This window comes from Gordonia sp. 852002-50395_SCH5434458, assembly GCF_001665905.1.
GTDB lineage: Bacteria > Actinomycetota > Actinomycetes > Mycobacteriales > Mycobacteriaceae > Gordonia > Gordonia jacobaea.
Genome location: NZ_LZTC01000063.1, coordinates 1 through 20,357, shown reverse-complemented (window position 1 = coordinate 20,357; position 20,357 = coordinate 1). Strand labels below are relative to the sequence as shown.

General features: G+C 66.2%; 19 protein-coding genes. 10 read left to right on the top strand and 9 right to left on the bottom strand.

Going from position 1 to position 20,357, the window contains the following annotated elements:
- The first annotated feature begins 10 nt into the window (after positions 1–10).
- The gene (locus A5785_RS14495) at positions 11–418 is read left to right on the top strand and encodes a VOC family protein (protein WP_064867146.1); all 408 of its coding nucleotides are present in this window, start codon (positions 11–13) and stop codon (positions 416–418) included.
- A 21-nt stretch (positions 419–439) separates the two neighbouring features.
- Here A5785_RS14495 and A5785_RS14490 read toward each other — a convergent pair whose 3' ends face one another.
- Positions 440–1,291, bottom strand: coding sequence for an SWIM zinc finger family protein (locus tag A5785_RS14490; protein ID WP_039855638.1), 852 nt, complete (start codon positions 1,289–1,291; stop codon positions 440–442).
- A 58-nt stretch (positions 1,292–1,349) separates the two neighbouring features.
- Positions 1,350–4,295: a DEAD/DEAH box helicase gene (locus A5785_RS14485; protein WP_064867144.1), complete on the bottom strand. Its 2,946-nt coding sequence runs from the start codon at positions 4,293–4,295 to the stop codon at positions 1,350–1,352.
- 239 nt (positions 4,296–4,534) lie between these two features.
- Here A5785_RS14485 and A5785_RS14480 point away from each other — a divergent pair, with 239 nt between their 5' ends.
- On the top strand, positions 4,535–6,010 hold the full coding sequence (locus A5785_RS14480) for a DUF2252 domain-containing protein (protein ID WP_005206011.1): 1,476 nt from the start codon (positions 4,535–4,537) through the stop codon (positions 6,008–6,010).
- A gap of 7 nt (positions 6,011–6,017) precedes the next feature.
- On the opposite strand, the gene A5785_RS14475 is transcribed toward A5785_RS14480, so the two are convergent.
- The 3 genes from A5785_RS14475 to A5785_RS14465 all read right to left on the bottom strand — a co-directional run bounded on the left by A5785_RS14475 (position 6,018) and on the right by A5785_RS14465 (position 8,387).
- A complete protein-coding gene (locus tag A5785_RS14475) occupies positions 6,018–6,506 on the bottom strand; it encodes a beta-class carbonic anhydrase (protein ID WP_005206013.1) in 489 nt (162 codons plus the stop codon).
- An 86-nt stretch (positions 6,507–6,592) separates the two neighbouring features.
- Complete coding sequence (locus A5785_RS14470; protein ID WP_005206015.1) at positions 6,593–7,378, bottom strand: isocitrate lyase/PEP mutase family protein; 786 nt, start codon at positions 7,376–7,378, stop codon at positions 6,593–6,595.
- Complete coding sequence (locus tag A5785_RS14465; RefSeq protein ID WP_372495550.1) at positions 7,356–8,387, bottom strand: ABC transporter substrate-binding protein; 1,032 nt, start codon at positions 8,385–8,387, stop codon at positions 7,356–7,358. The genes A5785_RS14470 and A5785_RS14465 overlap by 23 nt, the downstream gene beginning before the upstream one ends.
- Positions 8,388–8,683: 296 nt before the next feature.
- Here A5785_RS14465 and ctaD point away from each other — a divergent pair, with 296 nt between their 5' ends.
- From ctaD to A5785_RS14445, 4 genes are read left to right on the top strand one after another with little or no spacing between them, the layout of a single operon-like run.
- Positions 8,684–10,462 carry an aa3-type cytochrome oxidase subunit I gene (ctaD, locus tag A5785_RS14460; protein WP_005205346.1) on the top strand — a complete coding sequence of 593 codons (1,779 nt, stop codon included), beginning with the start codon at positions 8,684–8,686 and terminating at the stop codon, positions 10,460–10,462.
- A 22-nt stretch (positions 10,463–10,484) separates the two neighbouring features.
- Positions 10,485–11,708 carry a phosphoserine phosphatase SerB gene (gene serB, locus A5785_RS14455; RefSeq protein WP_064867141.1) on the top strand — a complete coding sequence of 408 codons (1,224 nt, stop codon included), beginning with the start codon at positions 10,485–10,487 and terminating at the stop codon, positions 11,706–11,708.
- Entirely contained in the window at positions 11,705–12,454 is a 750-nt protein-coding gene (locus tag A5785_RS14450) for an aminoacyl-tRNA hydrolase (RefSeq protein WP_064867139.1), read from the top strand. The genes serB and A5785_RS14450 overlap by 4 nt, the downstream gene beginning before the upstream one ends.
- A complete protein-coding gene (locus A5785_RS14445; RefSeq protein ID WP_005205330.1) occupies positions 12,451–12,915 on the top strand; it encodes a cupin domain-containing protein in 465 nt (154 codons plus the stop codon). Before A5785_RS14450 ends, A5785_RS14445 begins: the two co-directional genes overlap by 4 nt.
- A gap of 8 nt (positions 12,916–12,923) precedes the next feature.
- Here the strand turns inward: A5785_RS14445 and A5785_RS14440 are convergent, their stop codons facing one another.
- Together A5785_RS14440 and A5785_RS14435 are read right to left on the bottom strand one after the other, a co-directional pair.
- Positions 12,924–13,898 (bottom strand): metal-dependent hydrolase, encoded by a 975-nt coding sequence (locus A5785_RS14440; protein WP_005205328.1) that lies wholly within the window; start codon positions 13,896–13,898, stop codon positions 12,924–12,926.
- Positions 13,899–13,996: 98 nt separating this feature from the next.
- On the bottom strand, positions 13,997–14,995 hold the full coding sequence (locus tag A5785_RS14435) for an LLM class flavin-dependent oxidoreductase (RefSeq protein WP_005205326.1): 999 nt from the start codon (positions 14,993–14,995) through the stop codon (positions 13,997–13,999).
- Between the two features lie 132 nt (positions 14,996–15,127).
- Between A5785_RS14435 and A5785_RS14430 the strand changes: the two genes are divergently transcribed.
- On the top strand, positions 15,128–15,976 hold the full coding sequence (locus tag A5785_RS14430; protein ID WP_005205325.1) for an ABC transporter ATP-binding protein: 849 nt from the start codon (positions 15,128–15,130) through the stop codon (positions 15,974–15,976).
- 91 nt (positions 15,977–16,067) lie between these two features.
- Positions 16,068–16,898: an NUDIX hydrolase gene (locus tag A5785_RS14425; protein WP_064867235.1), complete on the top strand. Its 831-nt coding sequence runs from the start codon at positions 16,068–16,070 to the stop codon at positions 16,896–16,898.
- Between the two features lie 34 nt (positions 16,899–16,932).
- Here the strand turns inward: A5785_RS14425 and ligD are convergent, their stop codons facing one another.
- Complete coding sequence (gene ligD / locus A5785_RS14420; protein ID WP_064867233.1) at positions 16,933–17,919, bottom strand: non-homologous end-joining DNA ligase; 987 nt, start codon at positions 17,917–17,919, stop codon at positions 16,933–16,935.
- A 78-nt stretch (positions 17,920–17,997) separates the two neighbouring features.
- On the opposite strand from ligD, the gene A5785_RS14415 reads away from it, so the two are divergent.
- Positions 17,998–18,786 carry an enoyl-CoA hydratase/isomerase family protein gene (locus A5785_RS14415; RefSeq protein WP_064867137.1) on the top strand — a complete coding sequence of 263 codons (789 nt, stop codon included), beginning with the start codon at positions 17,998–18,000 and terminating at the stop codon, positions 18,784–18,786.
- 140 nt (positions 18,787–18,926) lie between these two features.
- Positions 18,927–19,913 carry a class I SAM-dependent methyltransferase gene (locus A5785_RS14410; RefSeq protein WP_064867135.1) on the top strand — a complete coding sequence of 329 codons (987 nt, stop codon included), beginning with the start codon at positions 18,927–18,929 and terminating at the stop codon, positions 19,911–19,913.
- A gap of 43 nt (positions 19,914–19,956) precedes the next feature.
- Here A5785_RS14410 and A5785_RS14405 read toward each other — a convergent pair whose 3' ends face one another.
- Positions 19,957–20,262, bottom strand: a complete 306-nt coding sequence (locus A5785_RS14405) for a tyrosine-type recombinase/integrase (protein ID WP_082946579.1) — start codon at positions 20,260–20,262, stop codon at positions 19,957–19,959.
- Between the last annotated feature and the right edge of the window lie 95 nt (positions 20,263–20,357).

Here is a 20,357-nt window from a genome sequence, read left to right as displayed (position 1 = left end):
GGAGTGCTCCGTGTCCGTCACCAGCCTGTATCCAGTTCTCATGTCGCGCGATGTCGAGGCAGCGGCGTCGTTCTACCGCGATCTCATCGGCTTCGAGACGACCTTCGAATCCGACTGGTACGTCAGCCTGCGCCTGGGCGACTACGAGTTGGCGATCCTGGCTCACGATCACCCGACGGTCCCCAGCGGATACGGTGAGCTTCCGCGAGGCGTGATCGTGAACCTCGAAGTCGGCGACGTCGACGGCATCCATAGTCGGCTGGTCGGCTCGGCGGGGGTGAATGTGGTGTTGCCTCTTCGCGACGAGGACTTCGGTCAGCGACACTTCATCATTGCCGCACCCGACGGCGTGCTGCTCGACATCATCGCGCCCATTGCCCCCAGCGAGGAGTACGCGGAGGCCTACGTGCAGGCATGAATGCCCGCGGCCGAACAGCGTCTACTCCTGCACCAGCCGGTCGTAGAGGTCGCCGAGTTCGTCGACGGCTTCGGCGATGTCGCCGGGCGCTACCCCGGACGCCCGCAGGGCCGCGCGCAACGCCGTGCCGTCGAGGTCGGTGAGCGGGTTGCCGCGTGGCGGCCGAGGCAGCGGTGGCAGCGGTGCACGTGTTCCGAAGAAGTCGACGGCGCCGAGGTCGTCGTGCTCGGCGTTCCCATTGCGGTCGTTGCTCTCGCCGTTGGTGCCCGACTTGCTCGGCTCGGCGGACTCGTCCGGAGCTGTGCCGCTGTCATTGCCCAGAGCGTCGAGCAGCGACGGCAGGTCGGTGCCCATGACCGTGAACAGCGTGAGTGGGGAGCGGTCGATCTCTGCGGCAACCTCGTAGGCGACGGCCAGCACATGGATGCACCGGACCGACTCGTCGGGACACGTGCACTGCGAGGCGATGTCGGCCGACTCCGTCGGCCCGAGCAGCTCGCCGACGATCGGTGGTTGTTCACCACGCGCAACCGACATCACCTCCGCGACACCGGCGACGCTGCGGAGCAGCGTGGCGACGGTGTCGACGTCGACCGTGCGCATGGAGAGGATCACGTCGAACGGTTCGAGTTGGCTGCCCTCGACCGATGCGGTCACCTGGCCGGGGCGGATGGACAGGCGATGGACGTGGCGGTCGCGAAAGTATCGTCGCGCCTTGCTGATTCGTCGGCTGTCTGCTGACTCGGTGACCGAGCCCGCGCGCTGTGCGCCGGTGGCGTCGGCGATGTCGGTTCTGCCCTCGACAACGTCGACGAAGGCACGCGACCAGCGGGTGACCGCGTAGCCGCGCACCGGGACCGTCCCGCGCCTCATCGCGTGTGCCTCACGTGACTCGACCGCCCGCGTCTCGTGCATGCGTAGGTGTGCTCGGTCATTCGCTGACCGCCTCGTCGCGTAGTCGGAAGAGGTCGAACAGTTCGTCGTCGCCGAGGTCGCCGATCCAGTTCTCGCCTGCCGACACCGTCAGTCGCGACAGCTCGCGCTTCTTGGCGACCATGTCGTCGATGCGTTCCTCCAAGGTGCCGACGCAGACGAATCGTCGGACATGGACTCGTTGGTGTTGACCGATGCGATAGGCGCGATCGGTTGCCTGATCCTCGACGGCGGGGTTCCACCAGCGGTCGACATGCACGACGTGGGTTGCGGCGGTGAGGTTCAATCCGGTACCACCTGCCTTCAGTGTTGCGACGAGGATCGGGGGAGAGCCTGTTGACTCCTGTGTGCGACCGGCGTCTTGCCCTTGAAACTGCGCGACCATCCGGTCGCGTTCGGTGCGGCCGATACCACCGTGCAACAACGGGATCGGAGTGTCGAGCTGCTCGGACAACCATGCCGCCAGCATCTCGCCGAACGCCGCGAACTGCGTGAAGACGAGCGCTTTGTCGCCATCGGCGACGAGTGTCGTCGCGATGTCCCCGAGTAGTTCGAGCTTCCCCGAGCGGTGCCGGTCTCGCCGCATCATGGGTGAACCGTCGCCGAGATAGTGCGCCGGATGGTTGCACACCTGCTTGAGTCGTGTCAGCGCGGCGAGCACGGTCCGCCTGCGCATGGCGCGTTGCTGTTTGTCGCGTAGCGCGACCATCAGATCGTCGATGATCGCGCGGTAAAGCGCCGCCTGTTCGACGGTGAGGTTCGCGCGCACGGTGATCTCGGTCTTCTCCGGGAGATCGCTGATGATCGAGGGATCGGTCTTCTCCCTGCGCAGGATGAACGGTCGGGTGGCGCGGTTGAGTCGTCGAAGTGCGTCAGGATCCCGGTCGCGTTCGATGGGTTCGGCGAACGGCGCCCGGAACGTCGACGCCGAGCCGAGTAGGCCGGGATTCACGAGGTCGATCACGGCTCGCAGGTCCTCGAGGCGGTTCTCGACGGGCGTGCCGGTCAACGCGAGCCGATGACGGGCGGGGATGGCGCGCAACGCTTTTGCGGCAGCTGTTCTGACGTTCTTCACATGCTGCGCCTCGTCGACGACGATGCGCCGCCACCGCTGCGCGGCCAACAGTTCACGATCCCTGGTGGCGATCGCGAAGGTGGTGATGACCACGTCGACATCGGCGATCGTGGACGCGAAGGTGGCGCTGCGTGCGCGATCCGCACCGTGGTGGACGTGAACGCGCAGGCTCGGTGCGAAGTGGTTCAACTCACGAGACCAGTTGCCCACCAACGACATCGGGCACACCACGAGTGTGGGGGCGTGGTCGGTCGGCAAGCCGTCGCGTTCGGCACACAGCAGTGCGATGACCTGGACGGTCTTGCCGAGTCCCATGTCGTCGGCGAGTACGGCTCCGATGCCCAGAGCGCTCAGGTGGGCCAACCACTCGAGCCCGCGCTGCTGATAGGGGCGCAGCACGGCTCGAAGTTCCGGCGGCGCGGGGACCGGCTCGGCTCGCAGCATCGAGCCTGCGGCGACGTCGTCGAGCCAGCCGAGGCCGCGCACGGAACCCACTGGGATGGGGAGGGTGTCGGCGGTGCCGGTCACGAGTCCGAACAGTTCGCCCATGTCGGCGGGTTCGCCGGACGCTCGCAACGCCCGCTGGGTGCGGATGAAGGTGGCGGCACGCGTCAACGCGGCACCCTCCGCACGCATCCACACGCCGCGCACCCGAACGAGATCGCCCTTCTGCCTGGACAATTCGTCGAGATCGGAATCGGTGAGGGTGATGGCATCAGGGCCGTCGCCGAGAGCGAGACGCCACTCGAACTCGCGCATCTCGCGTAACCCGACCATGCGTGCGGGTGCGCCGCCGCCCGACACCGGGGCGGCGCGAAGACCGAGAGACGGCCGCACGTCGGCGATTGTGCGCGGCAGGAGTACGGGGAAACCCGCGTCGGCGAGAAGTGCGGTGCCGGACTCAAGGAGCTGTTCGACGCTGTCGGTCGGCAACAGGAAGTCGAGCGTGTTGCGGTCAGGATCAGCTTTGGCGAGTTCGCCGAACGCGCGGACCGCAGACGCGAGTTCGGTGGTCACCAGGTCGAGCTCGTGTGCGTCGAGGCGGTGTGGCGCAACAGGTTCGGTGTGGCCATCGGGTGCACGGCGGCACACCTGGAGCCTCCACCTCGGATCGGGAGCGGGTTCGTCATCCCATGCACCGAAGGTGTCGTCGGGATCGGGCAGATCGTCGGGTTCGAAGAGCCTGAACACCAGCAGCGACTCGTCCTGCGGTGCGCTGCCCGCCCATTGGCTCCACGCGGTGTGCGCCGCGGGTCTGCGTGCGGAGTTGGGGGCCGCGGCGTCGTCGACCAGCGCCGCGAGTACCGGCGTCGACGGCCGCGCGGGGCCAAGCCGTGCCGCCGAGTCGGCGAGTCGCGCGCGGCATGTGTGGTCGACCAATTCACCCGCGAAGTCGGCGAGCGCCTCCGCTCCGCCGTTGTGGGTGAGGGCGTCCGGTGCCCCGGCGGTGATCACCGTCATCCAACTGCGCCATGCCGCAGTGGGAATCGGTGTCCAGCGAACGACGGTCTCGCCGCCCAGATCAGTGATGACGGGTGCGACCGAACCTGCCGCGACGAACCTGCGCACGCCGTCGAGCATCATCCGGTACCACCGGACGTCGCCCGCCACGGATGTCGAGCGAGATGCGTCGAGCACAGCGACCGCCGATGATGTTCCCAGCGTGATCGCGGCGACGAACTCGCGGCGCCCGGTCGCTGCGATCATTCCGATGTCGCGTCGAAAACGCTTACCTGCCAACAATTGTGCGAGTTCGTCCGGCAGGTTCGCATCGTTGTCAAGCCAGATGGCCATACCGATGCCCGGTCGCCAGAGCGTGTGCCAGCTCGGCGCCTGCGGCGTGCTACGTATTGTCGGCGTGATCGACATTCAGTATCAGCATGGTGCGGACGCGTGGCGAAGACGCGGCAGGGTGGTCGAGACGGAAGGGTGGTCGAGACGGCGGGGTTTCGAGACGGCAGGGTTTCGAGGCGGCGGGGTTTTCGGGCAGGTCGGAGCATCCATAGGGAACGGCGGACATGATTCGAGATTAACTCTCGACCACGACACGGCTGGTCGAGAGTGGTCGAAGCTGCGCGAGGTGACGTCTCACGCGCCACACTGGTTGCATGACCTCTCCGACGGATGCAGCCGACGCTTCCATGCAGGAGTCCGGATCGCCCGGCGCGGACTCGCCGCACTTTCCCTCCCAACCCACCACCGAGAGCGGGCCGGTAACGCAGTCGGCGGCGCTGGCCTCCGGACCGACCGAGTACGCCTCTACAGAAAGCTCGAAGGGTAAGGCGGCGCGCAAGAAGGTGCCGAGAACGTCGCTGGGGGAGTGGGACCCGACCAGACGCGGTCACGACGCGTTGGAAACCATCTTGTCGCAGAACGAGATTCGCGATCAACGACTGCTCCCCATCCGGCATGGGCGGATGGCGGCGTCGCCGTGGACCTATTACCGGGGAGCCGCCGCCGTCATGGCGGCCGATCTCGCGTCGCGACCGAACACCGACATTCACGTCCAGATGTGCGGCGACGCCCACGTGCTGAACTTCGGGATGTGGAACACGCCCGAGCGGACATTGGCCTTTGATCTCCGTGACTTCGACGAGACGTTGCCGGGGCCGTTCGAATGGGACCTGCTGCGCTTTGTCGCGAGTCTCGTCGTGCTCGCCCGTGACAACGGTGTCGACGAGCAGGCGGCAGTCAAGGCGGTACGCGCTGGATTCACCGGCTACCGCGAGTCGATCGCCACCTACGCGAGTTGGCCGATCCTCGACGTGTGGTCGGCAAAGGTCTCTGCGGACGACCTGGCGGGTTACCTGGCCCCGGAGGACGGTGCTCAGTTGGACAAATACCTCACCAAACGCGCTGAGAAACGAAGCAACAGGGGAGCGTCGAAGAAGCTCACCCACCTGGTCGACGGCAGGCGGACCATCACCGAGGACCCGCCCTACCGGGTGCACGCCCTGTCCGACTTCGAGGACGTACTCAACGACGTCCTGGTGAGCTACTACGGCTCTGTCCAGGAGAACATCGCGGCGCTCCTGCGTCGCTTCGATCTCGTCGACCTCGTGCAGCAGGTGGTGGGAGTCGGGAGCGTCGGAATGCGTGTCTATCTCGCCCTCACCGAGGAGCACCAGACCGGCGACCCGCTGTTCTTCCAGATCAAACAGGCCGCGCCGTCGGTGTACGAGAAGTTCCTCGGCCCCAGCGTCTACCCCAATCACGGACAGCGCGTGGTCAACGGGCAACGGCTGATCCAGAGCGCGTCGGACAGCTTTCTCGGATGGTCGACGATCCGCGAATGGGATTTCTACGTCAGGCAGTTCCGTGACGGGAAGGTCATTCCCGACGGCAAGTCCGTTGCGCCACGACTCGCGACCTTCGCCACCGCATGCGGTCACGTTCTCGCTCGTGCCCATGCCCGCAGCGGTGACGCCAGGGCGATCGACGAGTACTTCGGCAAGTCGGACAAGACCCAGGAATCCGTGGTCGGTTTCGCCCAGGCGTATGCCGATCAGACCGAGCGGGACCACGCCCAACTGGTCGCCGCAATCGATGACGGGACCGTCGAATCGGCGCCTGGATGGCCGTGAGTGGCCGTCAGCTCACCTCTGTGAGCCGCCCGGTCGCGACGTCGAAGACGAATCCTCGCAGCGAACTCGTCTTGGTGATGAACGGGCTGTTCCGGATGCGCGCGAGTGACTGCCGGACATCCTCCTCGACGTCGGGGAACGATTCGGCAGCCCACTCGGGCTTCTGACCGATCTCATTCTGGATCTCGCGTTTGAACTCGTCGTCGGTGAACGTCAGCATGCCGCAGTCGGTGTGGTGGATGAGGATGATCTCGGTGGTACCGAGCAGCCGCTGACTGATGGTCAGTGAACGGATCTCGTCGTCGGTGACGACGCCTCCCGCGTTGCGGATGACGTGTGCCTCACCCTCGTTGATGCCGAGCGCGCGGTAGACGTCGAGGCGTGCGTCCATGCACGCGACGACGGCGACGTGCTTGCTCGGCGGCAGGGGCAGCGGGCCGCTGAACGTTGCGGCGTAGGCGTCGTTGTTGGCCAGGTACTCGTCGGTGACAGTCATGGGTCGACCCTTGTCGACGCTGCCCACCGGCGGGAACACTTGCGATCAGTCTGGGTCGATCTCGGTCGGGAATGCGAGCGCGGCGTTCACTGCCACGCGTGCAACAGTTCGACGGCGCGTTCGGCGAGGTTGGCCTGCCAGAATGGCCCGAAACTGATGCGTCCGACGCCGAGCTCGGCGAAGTGCGCCCGTCCGGAATCGGCTGCCGGGTTACCGATCGCGTTGACCGGAAGCGGGAGTTCGGCGGTGAGCGTGCGGTAGACGTCGTCGGTGTGGCGGCCGACGGGATACAAACAACTCGCGCCGGCGTCGGCGCACAGTTGCAGGCGTGCCACTGCGCGTTCGACGCGGTCGGACTCGTCGCCATCGGCGCGGAGGAACAGGTCGGTGCGGGCGTTGATCACCACGGGAACTCCGGCGGCGACGGAGGCCGCCCGCAACTCCCCGATGAGCGCGGCGTGCTCGGAGGCGCTGCGCAGACGCCCACCTTCGGAGTGCACGGTGTCCTCGATGTTGAGCCCGACGGCGCCCACCGAGAGCAGCCCCTCGATCAGCCGGGACGCGCTTTCGCCATACCCCGATTCGACGTCGACCGACACCGGGAGGGCAGTGGCCCCGGTGATCTGCTGGACTCGGGTCAGGAGGTCGTCGAACGTCATACCCTCGTTGTCGGACTTGCCGATCGAGTCGGCGACGGGATGACTGCCCACGGTCAGGCCGGAGAATCCCGCGTCGGCGGCGATCGTCGCCGACCACGCGTCCCAGACGGTGGGAAGCACGACGGGACTGCCGGGTTGGTGCAGCGCGAGCAGAGCCTGCGCCTTGGCGGCCAGAGCGTCGGGTGAGGAGTCAGTAGCTTCCGGAGTTGCCATTGAGTGAACCTTTCACGTCGTTCAGCACTAGCCACGCGGCGGCAAGTCCCGAAGTGCGATACCACACGTCGTCGTCCACGATGAGGACCCGTTTCCAGGTCGGCGCACCCATATCCAGCCAGCGGTCGCTGAGGAGGACCTCTTTGCCGTGTGCGAGACCTGCCGAACCCTCGAAGGAAACATAGATCAGATCGGCGTCGGCGTCCTTGAAGTTCTTGTCGGTGACGACGGTGGTGCCTGCAGAGCGTTGTGACGCCGGCCGCTGCACCCCGACGGTCGAGAGGATCTGACCCGCGAAGCTGTCGGTTCCCGCGATCACTTCGGAGTTGTTGCCGAATCGGACCAACGACACCTGGGAGTGGGCGGCGTCCATACGTTTGCCGGTCTTGCGTGCTTCCGTGTCGAACTCGTCGAGCAGGCGCGGTCCCTGCGACGCCCTGTCGAGTGCGTCGGCGACCTCGGTGAACTGTGTGCGCCAGTCGCCCGACTCGATGGTGGCCACCCTGGTGGACCCGAATGCCTTGGCGGCCGTCGCGGTGTCGGGCGTGGTCAGTACGACGTCGGGTGCTGCGGCGCCGATGGCCGCGGCGTCGGGCGAGGTGCCGATCGTGGGTACCGACGTCAGCTGTGGACCGAGGTAAGCGGGAATGCTGTTGGGCGCAGACGTCACCGCGACGACTTTCGAGCCGATGCCCAGTGCGCAAATCGCGTCGAGGAGCGACGGATCGGTGACCACGATGCGGTCGACGTCCGACTGGGGTTCATCCGACGCCGTCGGAGCGAGGCAGGTCTTGCTGTAATCGCGGTCGGGTGAGACCACGTTGACGTCGGCGATGCGCGTCGTCGAGGTGCTGATGGTCTTGCCGTCGGGCGTGGTCAAGGCCGTGTTGTCGTCGGAGCATCCCGACAAGCCCATCGCGAGCGCACCCGCGATGACGAGGGCGCCGAGGTGGACGCTGACCTTGCGCGTGCGACCTCTACTGACCGCGCTTTGCTTCCCGCCTGACACGCAGATCAACCTAGCACCGCCGCGCGGCCGTCTTTGGTGGCAGACCGTGGAGGTTTGCGTGACGTCTCTGCAGGGACTGGAATTGACCGCGCGACACGTCGTGTCGGCGGCCGAATATGGGCACTGACATGCCCTTTTCGGCTGTACCGGAGAATTTGTACGACAGATCGTAGGACCCACTCGGCCCAGCCGGGGCGAAGGGGCTACGATCGGTAACCAGCGCTCGGTGTGTCATTGCCAGCGGTAGTTTTTCGTTCGTTGCCGTCCCGAGCTCACGGTCGGTTAGAGGAGGATCTGTGACCGCGGTAGACCAGCCCACAACCCAGGTTGTGCCAGCGCGCCCGTACCCTGCGCGCTATCAGCCCAAGGGTTCTTTCATCTACAAGCTGATCACCACGACCGATCACAAGTTGATCGGCATGATGTACATCACCGCCTGCTTCGCGTTCTTCCTGATCGGTGGCCTGATGGCGCTGCTCATGCGCGCCGAGTTGGCTCATCCGGGCATGCAGTTCCTGTCGACGGAGCAGTTCAACCAGCTCTTCACGATGCACGGCACCGTGATGCTCCTGATGTACGCGACACCGATCGTCATCGGCTTCGCCAACTTCGTCCTTCCGCTGCAGATCGGTTCGCCCGACGTCGCGTTCCCGCGTCTGAACGCGTTCGGCTTCTGGCTGTTCGTGTTCGGGTCGACCGTCGCGATCGGTGGCTTCCTGACCCCCGGCGGTGCCGCCGACTTCGGCTGGACCGCCTACACGCCGCTGACCGACGCGGTGCACTCGCCCGGCGTCGGCGCCGACCTGTGGATCATGGGTCTCGGTGTGTCGGGTCTCGGCACCATCCTCGGTGCGGTCAACATGGTCACGACTGTCGTCTGTCTGCGTGCCCCCGGCATGACGATGTTCCGCATGCCGATCTTCACCTGGAACATCCTGGTGACCAGCGTCCTGATCCTGCTGATCTTCCCGCTGCTGACCGCTGCGCTGCTCGGCCTCGAGGTCGATCGACAATTCGGCGCGCATCTCTACGACCCCGCCAACGGTGGTGTGATCCTCTGGCAGCACCTCTTCTGGTTCTTCGGACACCCCGAGGTGTACGTCATCGCGCTGCCGTTCTTCGGCATCGTGTCCGAGGTGTTCCCTGTCTTCAGCCGTAAGCCGATCTTCGGTTACTCCGGTCTGGTGTACGCAACGCTGGCTATCGCTGCGCTGTCGGTGGCTGTGTGGGCGCACCACATGTACGTGACGGGCGCGGTTCTGCTGCCGTTCTTCTCCTTCATGACGTTCCTGATCGCGGTGCCGACCGGTGTGAAATTCTTCAACTGGATAGGCACGATGTGGAAGGGAAACATCACGTTCGAGACGCCGATGCTCTTCTCTGTTGGCTTCATCGTGACGTTCCTCTTCGGTGGTCTCACCGGCGTTCTGCTGGCCAGCCCGCCGCTGGACTTCCACCTCTCCGACAGCTACTTCGTCGTCGCGCACTTCCACTACGTGTTGTTCGGCACGATCGTGTTCGCCACCTACGCGGGAATCTACTTCTGGTTCCCCAAGATGACCGGACGCATGCTCGACGAGCGACTCGGCAAGTGGCACTTCTGGCTGACGTTCATCGGTTTCCACACGACGTTCCTGGTGCAGCACTGGCTGGGTAACGAAGGCATGCCGCGTCGCTACGCCGACTACCTCCCGTCCGACGGGTTCACCCGCCTGAACGAGATCTCGACGGTCGGTGCGTTCATCCTCGGTCTGTCGACGCTGCCGTTCCTGTGGAACGTCTTCAAGAGCTACCGCTACGGCGAGGTCGTGACCGTCGACGATCCGTGGGGCTTCGGCAACTCGCTCGAGTGGGCGACCAGTTGCCCGCCGCCGCGCCACAACTTCACCGAGCTTCCCCGCATTCGCTCCGAGCGTCCTGCGTTCGAACTGCATTACCCGCACATGGTCGATCGAATGCGTGAAGAAGCGCACGTCGGTGGCGGCCACGGGCATGAGAGCAGGGTGGCCGAGGATGTGCGTCGCGATCCGCTGACCACCGGCAGCCACGAGGCATCCGGCGACCGCGACCGCTGATCGCGGTCCTCACATCGCCTCGATGGAGCAATCCACACCGGTCCTGATCACGGTCACCGGCCCGGACAAGCCGGGCGTCACCTCGGTCCTCATGGGCGCACTCGCGGCGCAGCAGGTGAGCCTGCTCGACGTTGAGCAGGTCGTCATCAACGACCGCCTGACCCTCGGCGTGATGGTCTCGGTCGGCACCGACCCCGAAGAAGTTCAGGACATCGTCGAGCAGGCGATGGGGTCGATCGGCATGGACGTGATCGTCGAGGTCGGCGGCACGCCTGCCGGCCACCGTCCGTCGACTCACGCGGTGGTGTTGCTCGGCAGTCCGGTGACGGCCAAGGCTTTCCGCGCGGTCGCAGCCGAGCTGGCAGGCCAGGGCGGGAACATCGACTCGATCCGGGGCGTCGCCGACTACCCGGTGACCGGACTCGAATTGATGGTCAGCGTCGGTGGACGCAACAGCGTCGCAGCCGACGCCGACCTCCGCAAGGGTCTGGCAGGCGTGGCGGCCAAGCACGGGGTCGACATCGCGATCGAGCGGGGCGGACTCGCACGCCGCGCCAAGCGGCTTGTGGTCTTCGACGTCGACTCGACGCTCATCCAGGGCGAGGTCATCGAGATGCTCGCCGCACACGCGGGTCGCGAGGCCGAGGTCGCCGCGGTGACGGAAGCCGCGATGCGTGGCGAACTCGACTTCGCCGAATCGCTCCGTGAACGCGTCGCGGCGCTCGAGGGTCTCGATGCGCGGGTCCTCGACGAGGTTGCCGGATCGCTGCAACTGACTCCTGGCGCGCGCACCACGATCCGCACGCTGCACCGCCTCGGATACCGCTGTGGTGTGGTGTCCGGTGGGTTCCGACAGGTGATCGACGGTCTCGCGCACGACCTCGAACTCGACTTCGTCCGTGCCAACACCCTCGAAGTCGTCGACGGCCGCCTGACAGGTCGGGTCATCGGAGAAATCATCGACCGGCCCGGTAAAGCGCGGGCGCTGCGCGCGTTCGCCTACCAGGTCGGAGTGCCGATGGAACAGACGATCGCCGTCGGCGACGGAGCCAACGACATCGACATGCTCTCGGTCGCGGGCCTCGGGATCGCCTTCAACGCCAAACCCGCGCTTCGTGAGGTCGCCGACGCCGCGCTCAACCACCCGTTCCTCGACGCGGTGCTGTTCATCCTCGGCGTGACCCGCGATGAGATCGAGGCCGCCGACGCCGCGGATGGAACGTTGCGGCGCGTCTCGTTGCCATGACGTCTACGGAGTCCGGCGTCGATCCCTTCGACGACGCCTATCGACGTCTCGTCGACTATGTCGGCGGCGCCGATGATCCCGACGACCCCGCCGACGTGCTCGCGATGCAGATGGTGTTGCGGATCGAGAAGTCCGACCCACCCGACCGCACCGAGTTGCTCACCGCGGCAGCGCGGTCGGTTGCCTTGCTCTGTCTCGACGACCGATCCGGCGCGGACGGCCCGTGGTCGGAGCCGATGACGGCGTGGTGCGATGCGCGCATCCGCAAGATTGCGCGCCGTGCACGAGGGACGCATTGGCTTGCGGCACAAGAGGTGTGGGGTGTCACGGCCACTGAGGGCGACGCGCAGGCGCGGGCGTTCGTTCCCGGACGTGTCGGCGACGTCGACCGTCGTATTTCTCGCCTGCAGATCGGCGGCACCGACGTCGACGGGTCGTTGCCGTCGACGCCTGCGGGCGGGGGCGTATGCCTCTGGGTGAATCCCGACCTCGAGATGACCGTCGGCAAGCTCGCAGCGCAGGTCGGCCACGGGGCGATGCTCGCCGTCAAGCTTCTCGACGAGCCGTCGGCTCGTGCATGGCGTGACGCCGGGTGTCCACTGTCGGTGTGCCTCGCCGATCGAGATCGGTGGAAGGAACTGCTCGCCGCCGACGCTCAGCAGCAAGCCGTTGCGGTGCGTGACGCCGGCTTCACCGAGATCGCGCCCGGGTCGGTGACCGTGATCGCGGAGGTGGTCGACAAGTGAGCGAGGCGTCCCGACTACCCGACTGGGCACGTTCACTCGACCTGCAGCCCCACCCCGAGGGTGGTTGGTATCGCGAGACCTGGCGAAGCGGCGTCGAGATTCCTTGTGGCGCACTGCCTTCCGGATATGAGGGCACGCGCGTGGCTGCGACCGCGATCTACTTCGTGTTGCTTCCGGGCGAGCAGTCGTCGTGGCATACGGTGCGCGGTGCGGAGATGTGGCTCTTCCATCGCGGCGCCCCGGTGGAACTCGACCTCGGCGGTGACGGGGAAGCGCCGAACGACGTCGAGACCGTGGTCGTCGGACCCGACGTGGGGTCGGGACAGCGTCCGCAAGCCCTTGTCCCGCCAGGGCATTGGCAACGCGCGCGTGCAGTCGGCGACGAGGCGTCGCTCGTCAGTTGCGTCGTCGCACCGGGGTTCGACTTCGCGGATTTCGCGCTACTCGAACCGCGTCGATAAGCGCCGGTTCACGCCGTGGACGTCGCGTCGACGACGTCGCCCTGGCCGTCGGGTACGCGCTTGGCGATCTCGCCGACGCCGACCGAGTACCAGCGGGCGGCCGCCCGTGGGTCCTCGTCGTAGCGTCGGAACCAGCGGGCTGCGAAGTCGGGGAGTCGCTCGTAGAGCGGATCGTGGTCGGGTGCCTGTGACCGCACGAGTCCGACGAACATCTCGATCATCTCGCGCAGCGGTACCTCGGCGTAGGTCGTGTCGTACTCCGCGTGCGTCCGATTGAACCGCCACACGGCGGCCATCGACCGCAACGTGACCCCGGCCGGGACCAGGTCGGCGAACTCACCGCCCTCACCGACGGGTACGTGCTCACGGAAGCCGTCTCCGACGATCTTCAGCATCTCGTTCAAATGCTTGACCACGCCCGCGATGGTCTTGAGCCGGTAGGGATAACTGTCGTGGACGGCGTCGTACACCCTCAGCGCTGAGCTCCGATGCTCCATCTCCTCGACGAAGTGCCAGATGAATAGCGACGAAATGCGCTCATCACCGGGTTCGAAGAGCTTGTCGTCGTGGTCGAGAAACACGCGGAAGTAGGGCGTGAAGGTCGCCTCCACCACCGCGGCGTAGGCCAGACGCCAAGCGAGTGGCTTGGTCGCGAGCAACCGGTCGTAAGACGCGATGACCTCGTCCATCGTGTGTTTGAGTCCGGGCCACCGACGTATCAGCGCCCGGAGATGGGCCAGGTGGGCAGCCGTGTGCTGGCCCTCCTGTTTGATGTAGTCGGTCGCCTCGTCGACCATCTCCGGGTCTCGCATCAACGGCAGTGCTTCGCGTGTCGACTGCACGATCAGCTTCTCGAAGCCGGGCGCGAAGAACGACACGACGTTGCACTGCATCGCGAAGGCGGGTCGCTGTGGGTGCCAGTTGAATGGGATGTCGTCGCCGGCGAGGTCGAACTTGACTCTGCGGACCTTGAGGTCGGACATCCTGGCTCCTCATCGCCTGCCGAGCCCGACGCGGCCTCGGCATGATGAGGTTGATCATACATAGAACGACGATGTGTATGACCAAAACGTGCGATCGATCAAACCGGCTGCGTGGAGGGCTGCACCGCGGGAGCGAGGTGACCGAGCGTGCTCAGCCACACGTCGCGGTCGGGAGCGATCGACGCGACGATGAGTTCGTCGGCGTTGGCGTGCCCGGCAAACCAGTCGAGGTAGTCGCGGACCTCCGCGGGGGTGCCGACGCCCGCATAGGTCAGCATCGAGTCGATCTGCCTGCCCTGTGGCATCTCGAGGATCGCGTCGGCCTCGTCGTCGGTGAACTGCCGGCCACCGCGACCGAGGAGTGCGGTCACTCGCTGGCGCTTGGCCTGGCGGAGCTGCGCTGCCGCGACATCCGGATCGTCGTCGGCGATCACGCAGACGCCCGCGATGACATACGGCTCGGCGAGTGCCTCGGATGGCTGGAATTGGTCGCGGTAGAGCGCGACGGCTTCTTCTAGTGCCTGCGGAGCGAAGTGCGATGCGAAGGCATAGGGCAGTCCGAGCGCGGCGGCGAGTTGTGCCCCGAACAACGACGAACCGAGGATGTAGAGCGGGACGTCGGTGCCCGCGCCGGGCGTCGCCCCGACTCCGGGAATGCGAGACTCACCGCGCAGGTACCCCTGCAGTTCGAGGACGTCGGACGGGAAGCGGTCGGCCGATGCCATGTCCCGACGCAGTGCGGTGAAGGTCTGCTGGTCGCTGCCGGGGGCTCGACCGAGACCCAGATCGATGCGGCCGGGGTGCAGCTCGGCAAGGGTGCCGTACTGCTCGGCGATCGTCAGCGGCGCGTGGTTGGGGAGCATCACTCCGCCGGCGCCGAGGCGGATTGTCGAGGTGTGTGCCGCGACATGTGCGATGAGAACGGCAGGCGCCGACGACGCGATCGAGCGCATGTTGTGGTGTTCTGCGTACCAGATTCGCCGGTAGCCCCAGAGCTCGGCTTTGGTGGCCATTTCTGTTGAGGCGGCCAGGGATTGGGCGACGGTTTCGTTGCGACCGACCTGGGCGAGGTCGAGGATGGAGAGATCAACGGGCATACCTAGGGCAAGGAGCGTGGCGTCGAAGGTATTCCCGTTCCGGGGCCGTTTCGGTGTGGGCGAACACGTCGACAAAAACGTCGACGCGAAGTGTCGCGTCCGAGCATCCGGGAGGCCGCCCGGTAGGGCACGATGGGACGGGTGAGTGACACTGCATCCTCGGACCCGGACCTGCTCGTCGATTTTCGTGACGTCACACTCGTGCGCGGTGGAAAGACGCTTGTCGGGCCGATCACATGGCAGGTCGAGCTCGACGAGCGCTGGGTGATCATCGGCCCCAACGGTGCGGGCAAGACGTCGTTGTTGCGCATGGCTGCCGCCGAACTGCATCCGACGTCGGGCACCGCGTTTCTGCTCAACGAGCCACTCGGCCGAGTCGAGGTGCGCGAGTTGTCGACGCGCATCGGAGTGAGCAGTCCCGGCCTGGCGGACAGGGTTCCCGACGACGAGGTCGTCAGCGACGTCGTGATCTCGGCGGGCTATTCGGTGATCGGTCGGTGGCGTGAGGACTACGACGACGTCGATCGCGCGCAGGCCGTCGAATCGCTGGAGTCGATGGGCGCTGAACATCTCGCCGACCGGAGATTCGGCACGCTGTCGGAGGGTGAGCGGAAGCGCGTGTTGATCGCCCGCGCGTTGATGACCGACCCCGAGCTGCTGCTCCTCGACGAACCCGCAGCAGGCCTCGACCTCGGCGGTCGTGAGGAGCTCGTCGACCGGCTGTCGATTCTCGCGCAGGACCCCGACGCGCCAGCCACCGTGCTCATCACCCACCACGTCGAGGAGATCCCGCCCGGCTTTACCCACGCGATGCTGCTCTCGGAAGGCGGCGTCGTCGCGCAGGGCCTCCTCGGCGACGTGCTGACGAGCAAGAACCTCTCCGACACGTTCCGTCAGCAGATCACGCTGACCAAGGACGGCTCCCGCTTCTTCGCGCGTCGTTCGCGTCGTGCCGGATCCCATCGACGGGCCGCCGGGTAGCAGCGATAGTGTCGATTCGGTGACGCGGACCACAGGTGGTGGCCCACGTAGGAGTTGGCCGTACCCGTTCGGCACAGAGCAGGAGATCGACATGACCGATACAGACGCCGCGACAGCCCACGCGGAGACCGTCGCGCCATTGCGTGATGCCGCGACGGTCGTGCTGGCGCGCGACGCCGACGGCGGTATCGAGGTCTTTCTGCAGCGTCGGGTCAAGCAGATGGCGTTCGCCGGTGGGATGACGGTCTTTCCCGGTGGCGGCGTCGACCCTCGTGATGCCGACGCCGATCTCGCGTGGACCGGCCCCGACGCGGCCTGGTGGGCACAGCAGTTGGGCACCACGGAAGAGCTCGCCCAGGCCCTGGTCTGTGCGGCGGTCCGCGAGACGTTCGAGGAGTGCGGTGTGCTGCTCGCGTCGCGGCCCGACGGCTCGTTCGCCGACCCGGCGACGCTGGGCGACGAACGCCGCAGGCTGGTCGACAAGACGATCTCGTTTGCCGAGTTCCTCCGCGCCCACGACCTCACGCTGCGTGCCGACCTGTTGCGTCCGCTCGCGCACTGGATCACGCCGAAGAACGAGAAGCGACGCTACGACACCCGCTTCTTCCTCGCGGCCATGCCTGAGGGCCAGATTGCCGACGACGCGACGTCGGAGGCCGACGTCGCGCGGTGGGCCGGCGCGGCCGACGCTCTCGCGGCCTGGTCTGATGGCAAGCATTTCCTCCTGCCGCCGACCTGGTCTCAGCTGACCGAGGTCGCCCGGTTCGACACCGTCGACGAGCTGCTCGCCGCAGAGCGCACGATCGAGGCGATCGAACCAGAGGTGAGCGCTGGGCATGGGCTGAGCGGCTTGAGCTTCTCCGGTTCCGACGCATACATGGCGACGCTCGCCGACCAACCCATCCCCGACATCACGCTCTGAGGGCTACTGCCTGAACCTGCTGCGTGCGGGTTCGTCAGCGGTCGAGGTCGACGACGTCCGGGTCGTCGGTGCCGGTCTCGTCTCGATCGGCCCACTCCAGCAGGGTGTCGATGCGGTAGGCGACGTCGTCGATCTCCGCGTGCAGGTCGCCGAGTTCGGCGAAGCGCGCGGGCATTGTCGCGATGGTGAAGTCGTCGGGCGCGACGTCGTCGACCTCCGACCACAGGATCGGCGCCGAGACCGTTGCGCGTGGATTGCCTCGTACCGAGTAGGCCGCGGCCATCGTGTGGTCACGCGTGTTCTGGTTGTAATCGACGAACAGAGCAGCGGGGTCGCGGTCCTTGCGCCACCACGTCGTGGTGACCTCGTCAGGTGCTCGACGCTCGACCTCGCGTGCGAAAGCCAATGCGGCGCGGCGCAATTGGTTGAAGCTCCACTCCGGTTCGATTCGTACGTAGATGTGCATGCCGCGTCCGCCGGACGTCTTGGGGAAGCCGCGCACACCGAGTTCGTCGAGCACCTCGTGCGCGACGTGGGCCGCCCGCTGCACGCGATCGAAGGTGCACTCCGGCATCGGGTCGAGGTCGATGCGCCATTCGTCGGGCAGCTCGGGATTCGAGCAGCGCGAGTTCCACGGATGGAACTCGACCGTCGACATCTGCACCGCCCAGATGACGCTGCCCAGTTCGGTCACACAGAGCTCGTCGGCGGTGCGACCGAAGCGCGGGAAGTAGATCTCTGTGGTCTTCAGCCAGTCCGGGGCGCCCGCGGGTACCCGCTTCTGGTGGACCTTCTTGCCGTCGACGCCCTTGGGAAATCTGTGCAACATGCACGGCCGGTTGCGCAGCGCCCGCACGATGCCGTCGCCGACCGAGATGTAGTAGTCGGCGAGGTCGCGTTTGGTCTCGCCGCGTTCGGAGAAGTAGATCCGGTCTGGACTCGAGAGTCGGATCGTCCGTTCACCGACGGACAGTTCGACGGGTTCGCCGGCCGACGACTTCGAGGACGGCGAAGATGCCATGCACCAACTGTAGGTCGTCGGGGTCTCGGCGGTGGCCCACATCACGGCTGGGCGTCGCTGGACGGTAGCCTTCGACACATGCCTGAGTTCGTGACTCTCGAGACCTCTGACGACCATCCAGGAGTGGGAACGATCCTGCTCAACCGTCCGCCGATGAACGCGCTGAACCGGCAGGTCCAGACCGAGTTGGAGGCGGCGGCGCGCGAGGCGACCGACCGTGCCGACATCAAGGCCGTCGTCGTCTACGGCGGACCCAAGGTGCTGGCGGCAGGCGCCGACATCAAAGAGATGACCGATATGACGTTCGCCGAGATGTCGAAGGTGGCCGGTCGCCTGCAGCGTGCGCTCGGATCGATCTCCGAGATCCCCAAGCCGACCGTCGCCGCGATCACCGGATACGCACTCGGTGGCGGACTCGAGGTGGCGCTCGGCGCCGACCGTCGTATCGCGGGCGACAACGCGAAGCTCGGCGTCCCTGAGGCGCTTCTCGGCGTGATCCCCGGAGGTGGAGGCACGCAGCGGCTGGCGCGTCTGGTCGGCCCCGCCAAGGCCAAGGACATGATCTTCACCGGCCGCTTCGTGGGGGCAGAGGAAGCGCTGAGGATCGGTCTGGTCGACGAGGTCGTCGCACCCGACGAGGTCTACAACGCCGCACTGGCGTGGGCCGGGCAGTTCCGCAACGCCGCGAGCCTGGCGCTGGCGGCGGCAAAGAAGTCGGTCGACCAGGGGCTCGGCGTCGACCTGGAGACCGGTTTGAAGATCGAGGAACAGCAGTTCGCGTCGCTCTTCGGAACCGACGATCGCAAGATCGGCATGGATTCGTTCATCGCCAACGGGCCGGGCAAGGCACAGTTCACCGGGAAGTGACCACGGAACCTCCTCCCGACGGCGGGTAGGGTTCAACGGCAACGTGTCGTTACCGGCGGGTAGGGACCCGCTGTCGGCCACGGCAGTCGCGACGACACACGGCTGGTGCGACGACACAGAACAGGGCGAAAGTAGGAGACATGACGACCACGGAGAACGAGTCGGCAACAGATCACGTCGATCCAGCACCCAATCCGCATGCCACCGAGGAGCAGGTCAAGGCCGCGCTCGAAGACACCAAGCTCGCGCAGGTGCTCTACCACGACTGGGAAGCCGAGACCTACGACGAGAAGTGGTCGATCAGCTTCGACGAACGGTGCATCGACTACGCGCGCGGCAGGTTCGACGCCGTGGCCGCCGACGAGTCGCTGCCCTACGAGCGGGCAATGGAACTCGGTTGTGGCACAGGATTCTTCTTGCTCAACCTGTTGCAGTCCGGTGTCGCGAAGAAGGGCTCGGTCACCGATCTGTCGCCGGGAATGGTCAAGGTCGCGCTGCGCAACGCGGAGAACCTCGGCCTCGACGTCGACGGCCGGGTTGCCGACGCCGAGCGGATTCCCTACGACGACAACACCTTCGACCTCGTCGTCGGCCACGCGGTGCTGCATCACATCCCCGACGTCGAGCAGGCGTTGAGTGAAGTGCTCCGTGTGCTCAAGCCGGGCGGGCGTTTTGTGTTCGCGGGCGAGCCGTCGACGATCGGCGACTTCTACGCGCGGTGGATGAGCCGGGCAACCTGGTGGGCCACCACCCACGTCACCAAGTTAGGGCCGCTCAAGGCGTGGCGTCGACCGCAGGAGGAGCTCGACGAGTCGTCGCGCGCGGCGGCTCTCGAGGCCGTTGTCGACATCCACACCTTCGATCCCGACGAGTTGGCCGACATCGCGCGTTCGGCGGGGGCCGACCGGGTCGAGACCGCGACCGAGGAGTTGGCCGCCGCGATGCTCGGCTGGCCCGTGCGTACCTTCGAGGCCGCCGTGCCGTCGGAGAAGCTCGGTTGGGGCTGGGCCGGATTCGCCTTCGGCGGGTGGAAGCGCATGACCTGGCTCGACGAGAACGTGCTGCGCAAGGTCGTGCCGCCGAAGTTCTTCTACAACGTCGTGGTGAGCGGGTACAAGCCGCGTTAGCCCTGGTCAGGGCCATTCGCAGATTCACTCGTCCGCAGTAGATTCATCGAAACATCGCTGCGGACGCCTTGCGGGTCCGGTCCTCGGCTTTGGGCCACAGGTGCGAGTAGGTGTTCAGCGTGGTGGTGGCGTCCTTGTGGCCCATCGCCCGCTGCACCGTCACCACATCGCATCCGGCCGCAATCAGGCCGCTCGCGTAGAAGTGGCGCAGATCGTGCAACGTGTACTGGAGGCCGACCTTCTCGCGTAGCCGAGCGAACCTCGGTTCCACAATGTCGGCCGTCCACGGTCCCTTCACATTGGCCCATAACCATCGGTCGGGGTCAGTGCAGGGGGAGTGGATGCGCACATGCTCGGACAGTTCCTCGACGAGTCCTTTTCGGGGGTGGCTGTGGGGTCGGGAAGCTGTCTCTTATACACATCTGACGCTGCCGACGATCGCAT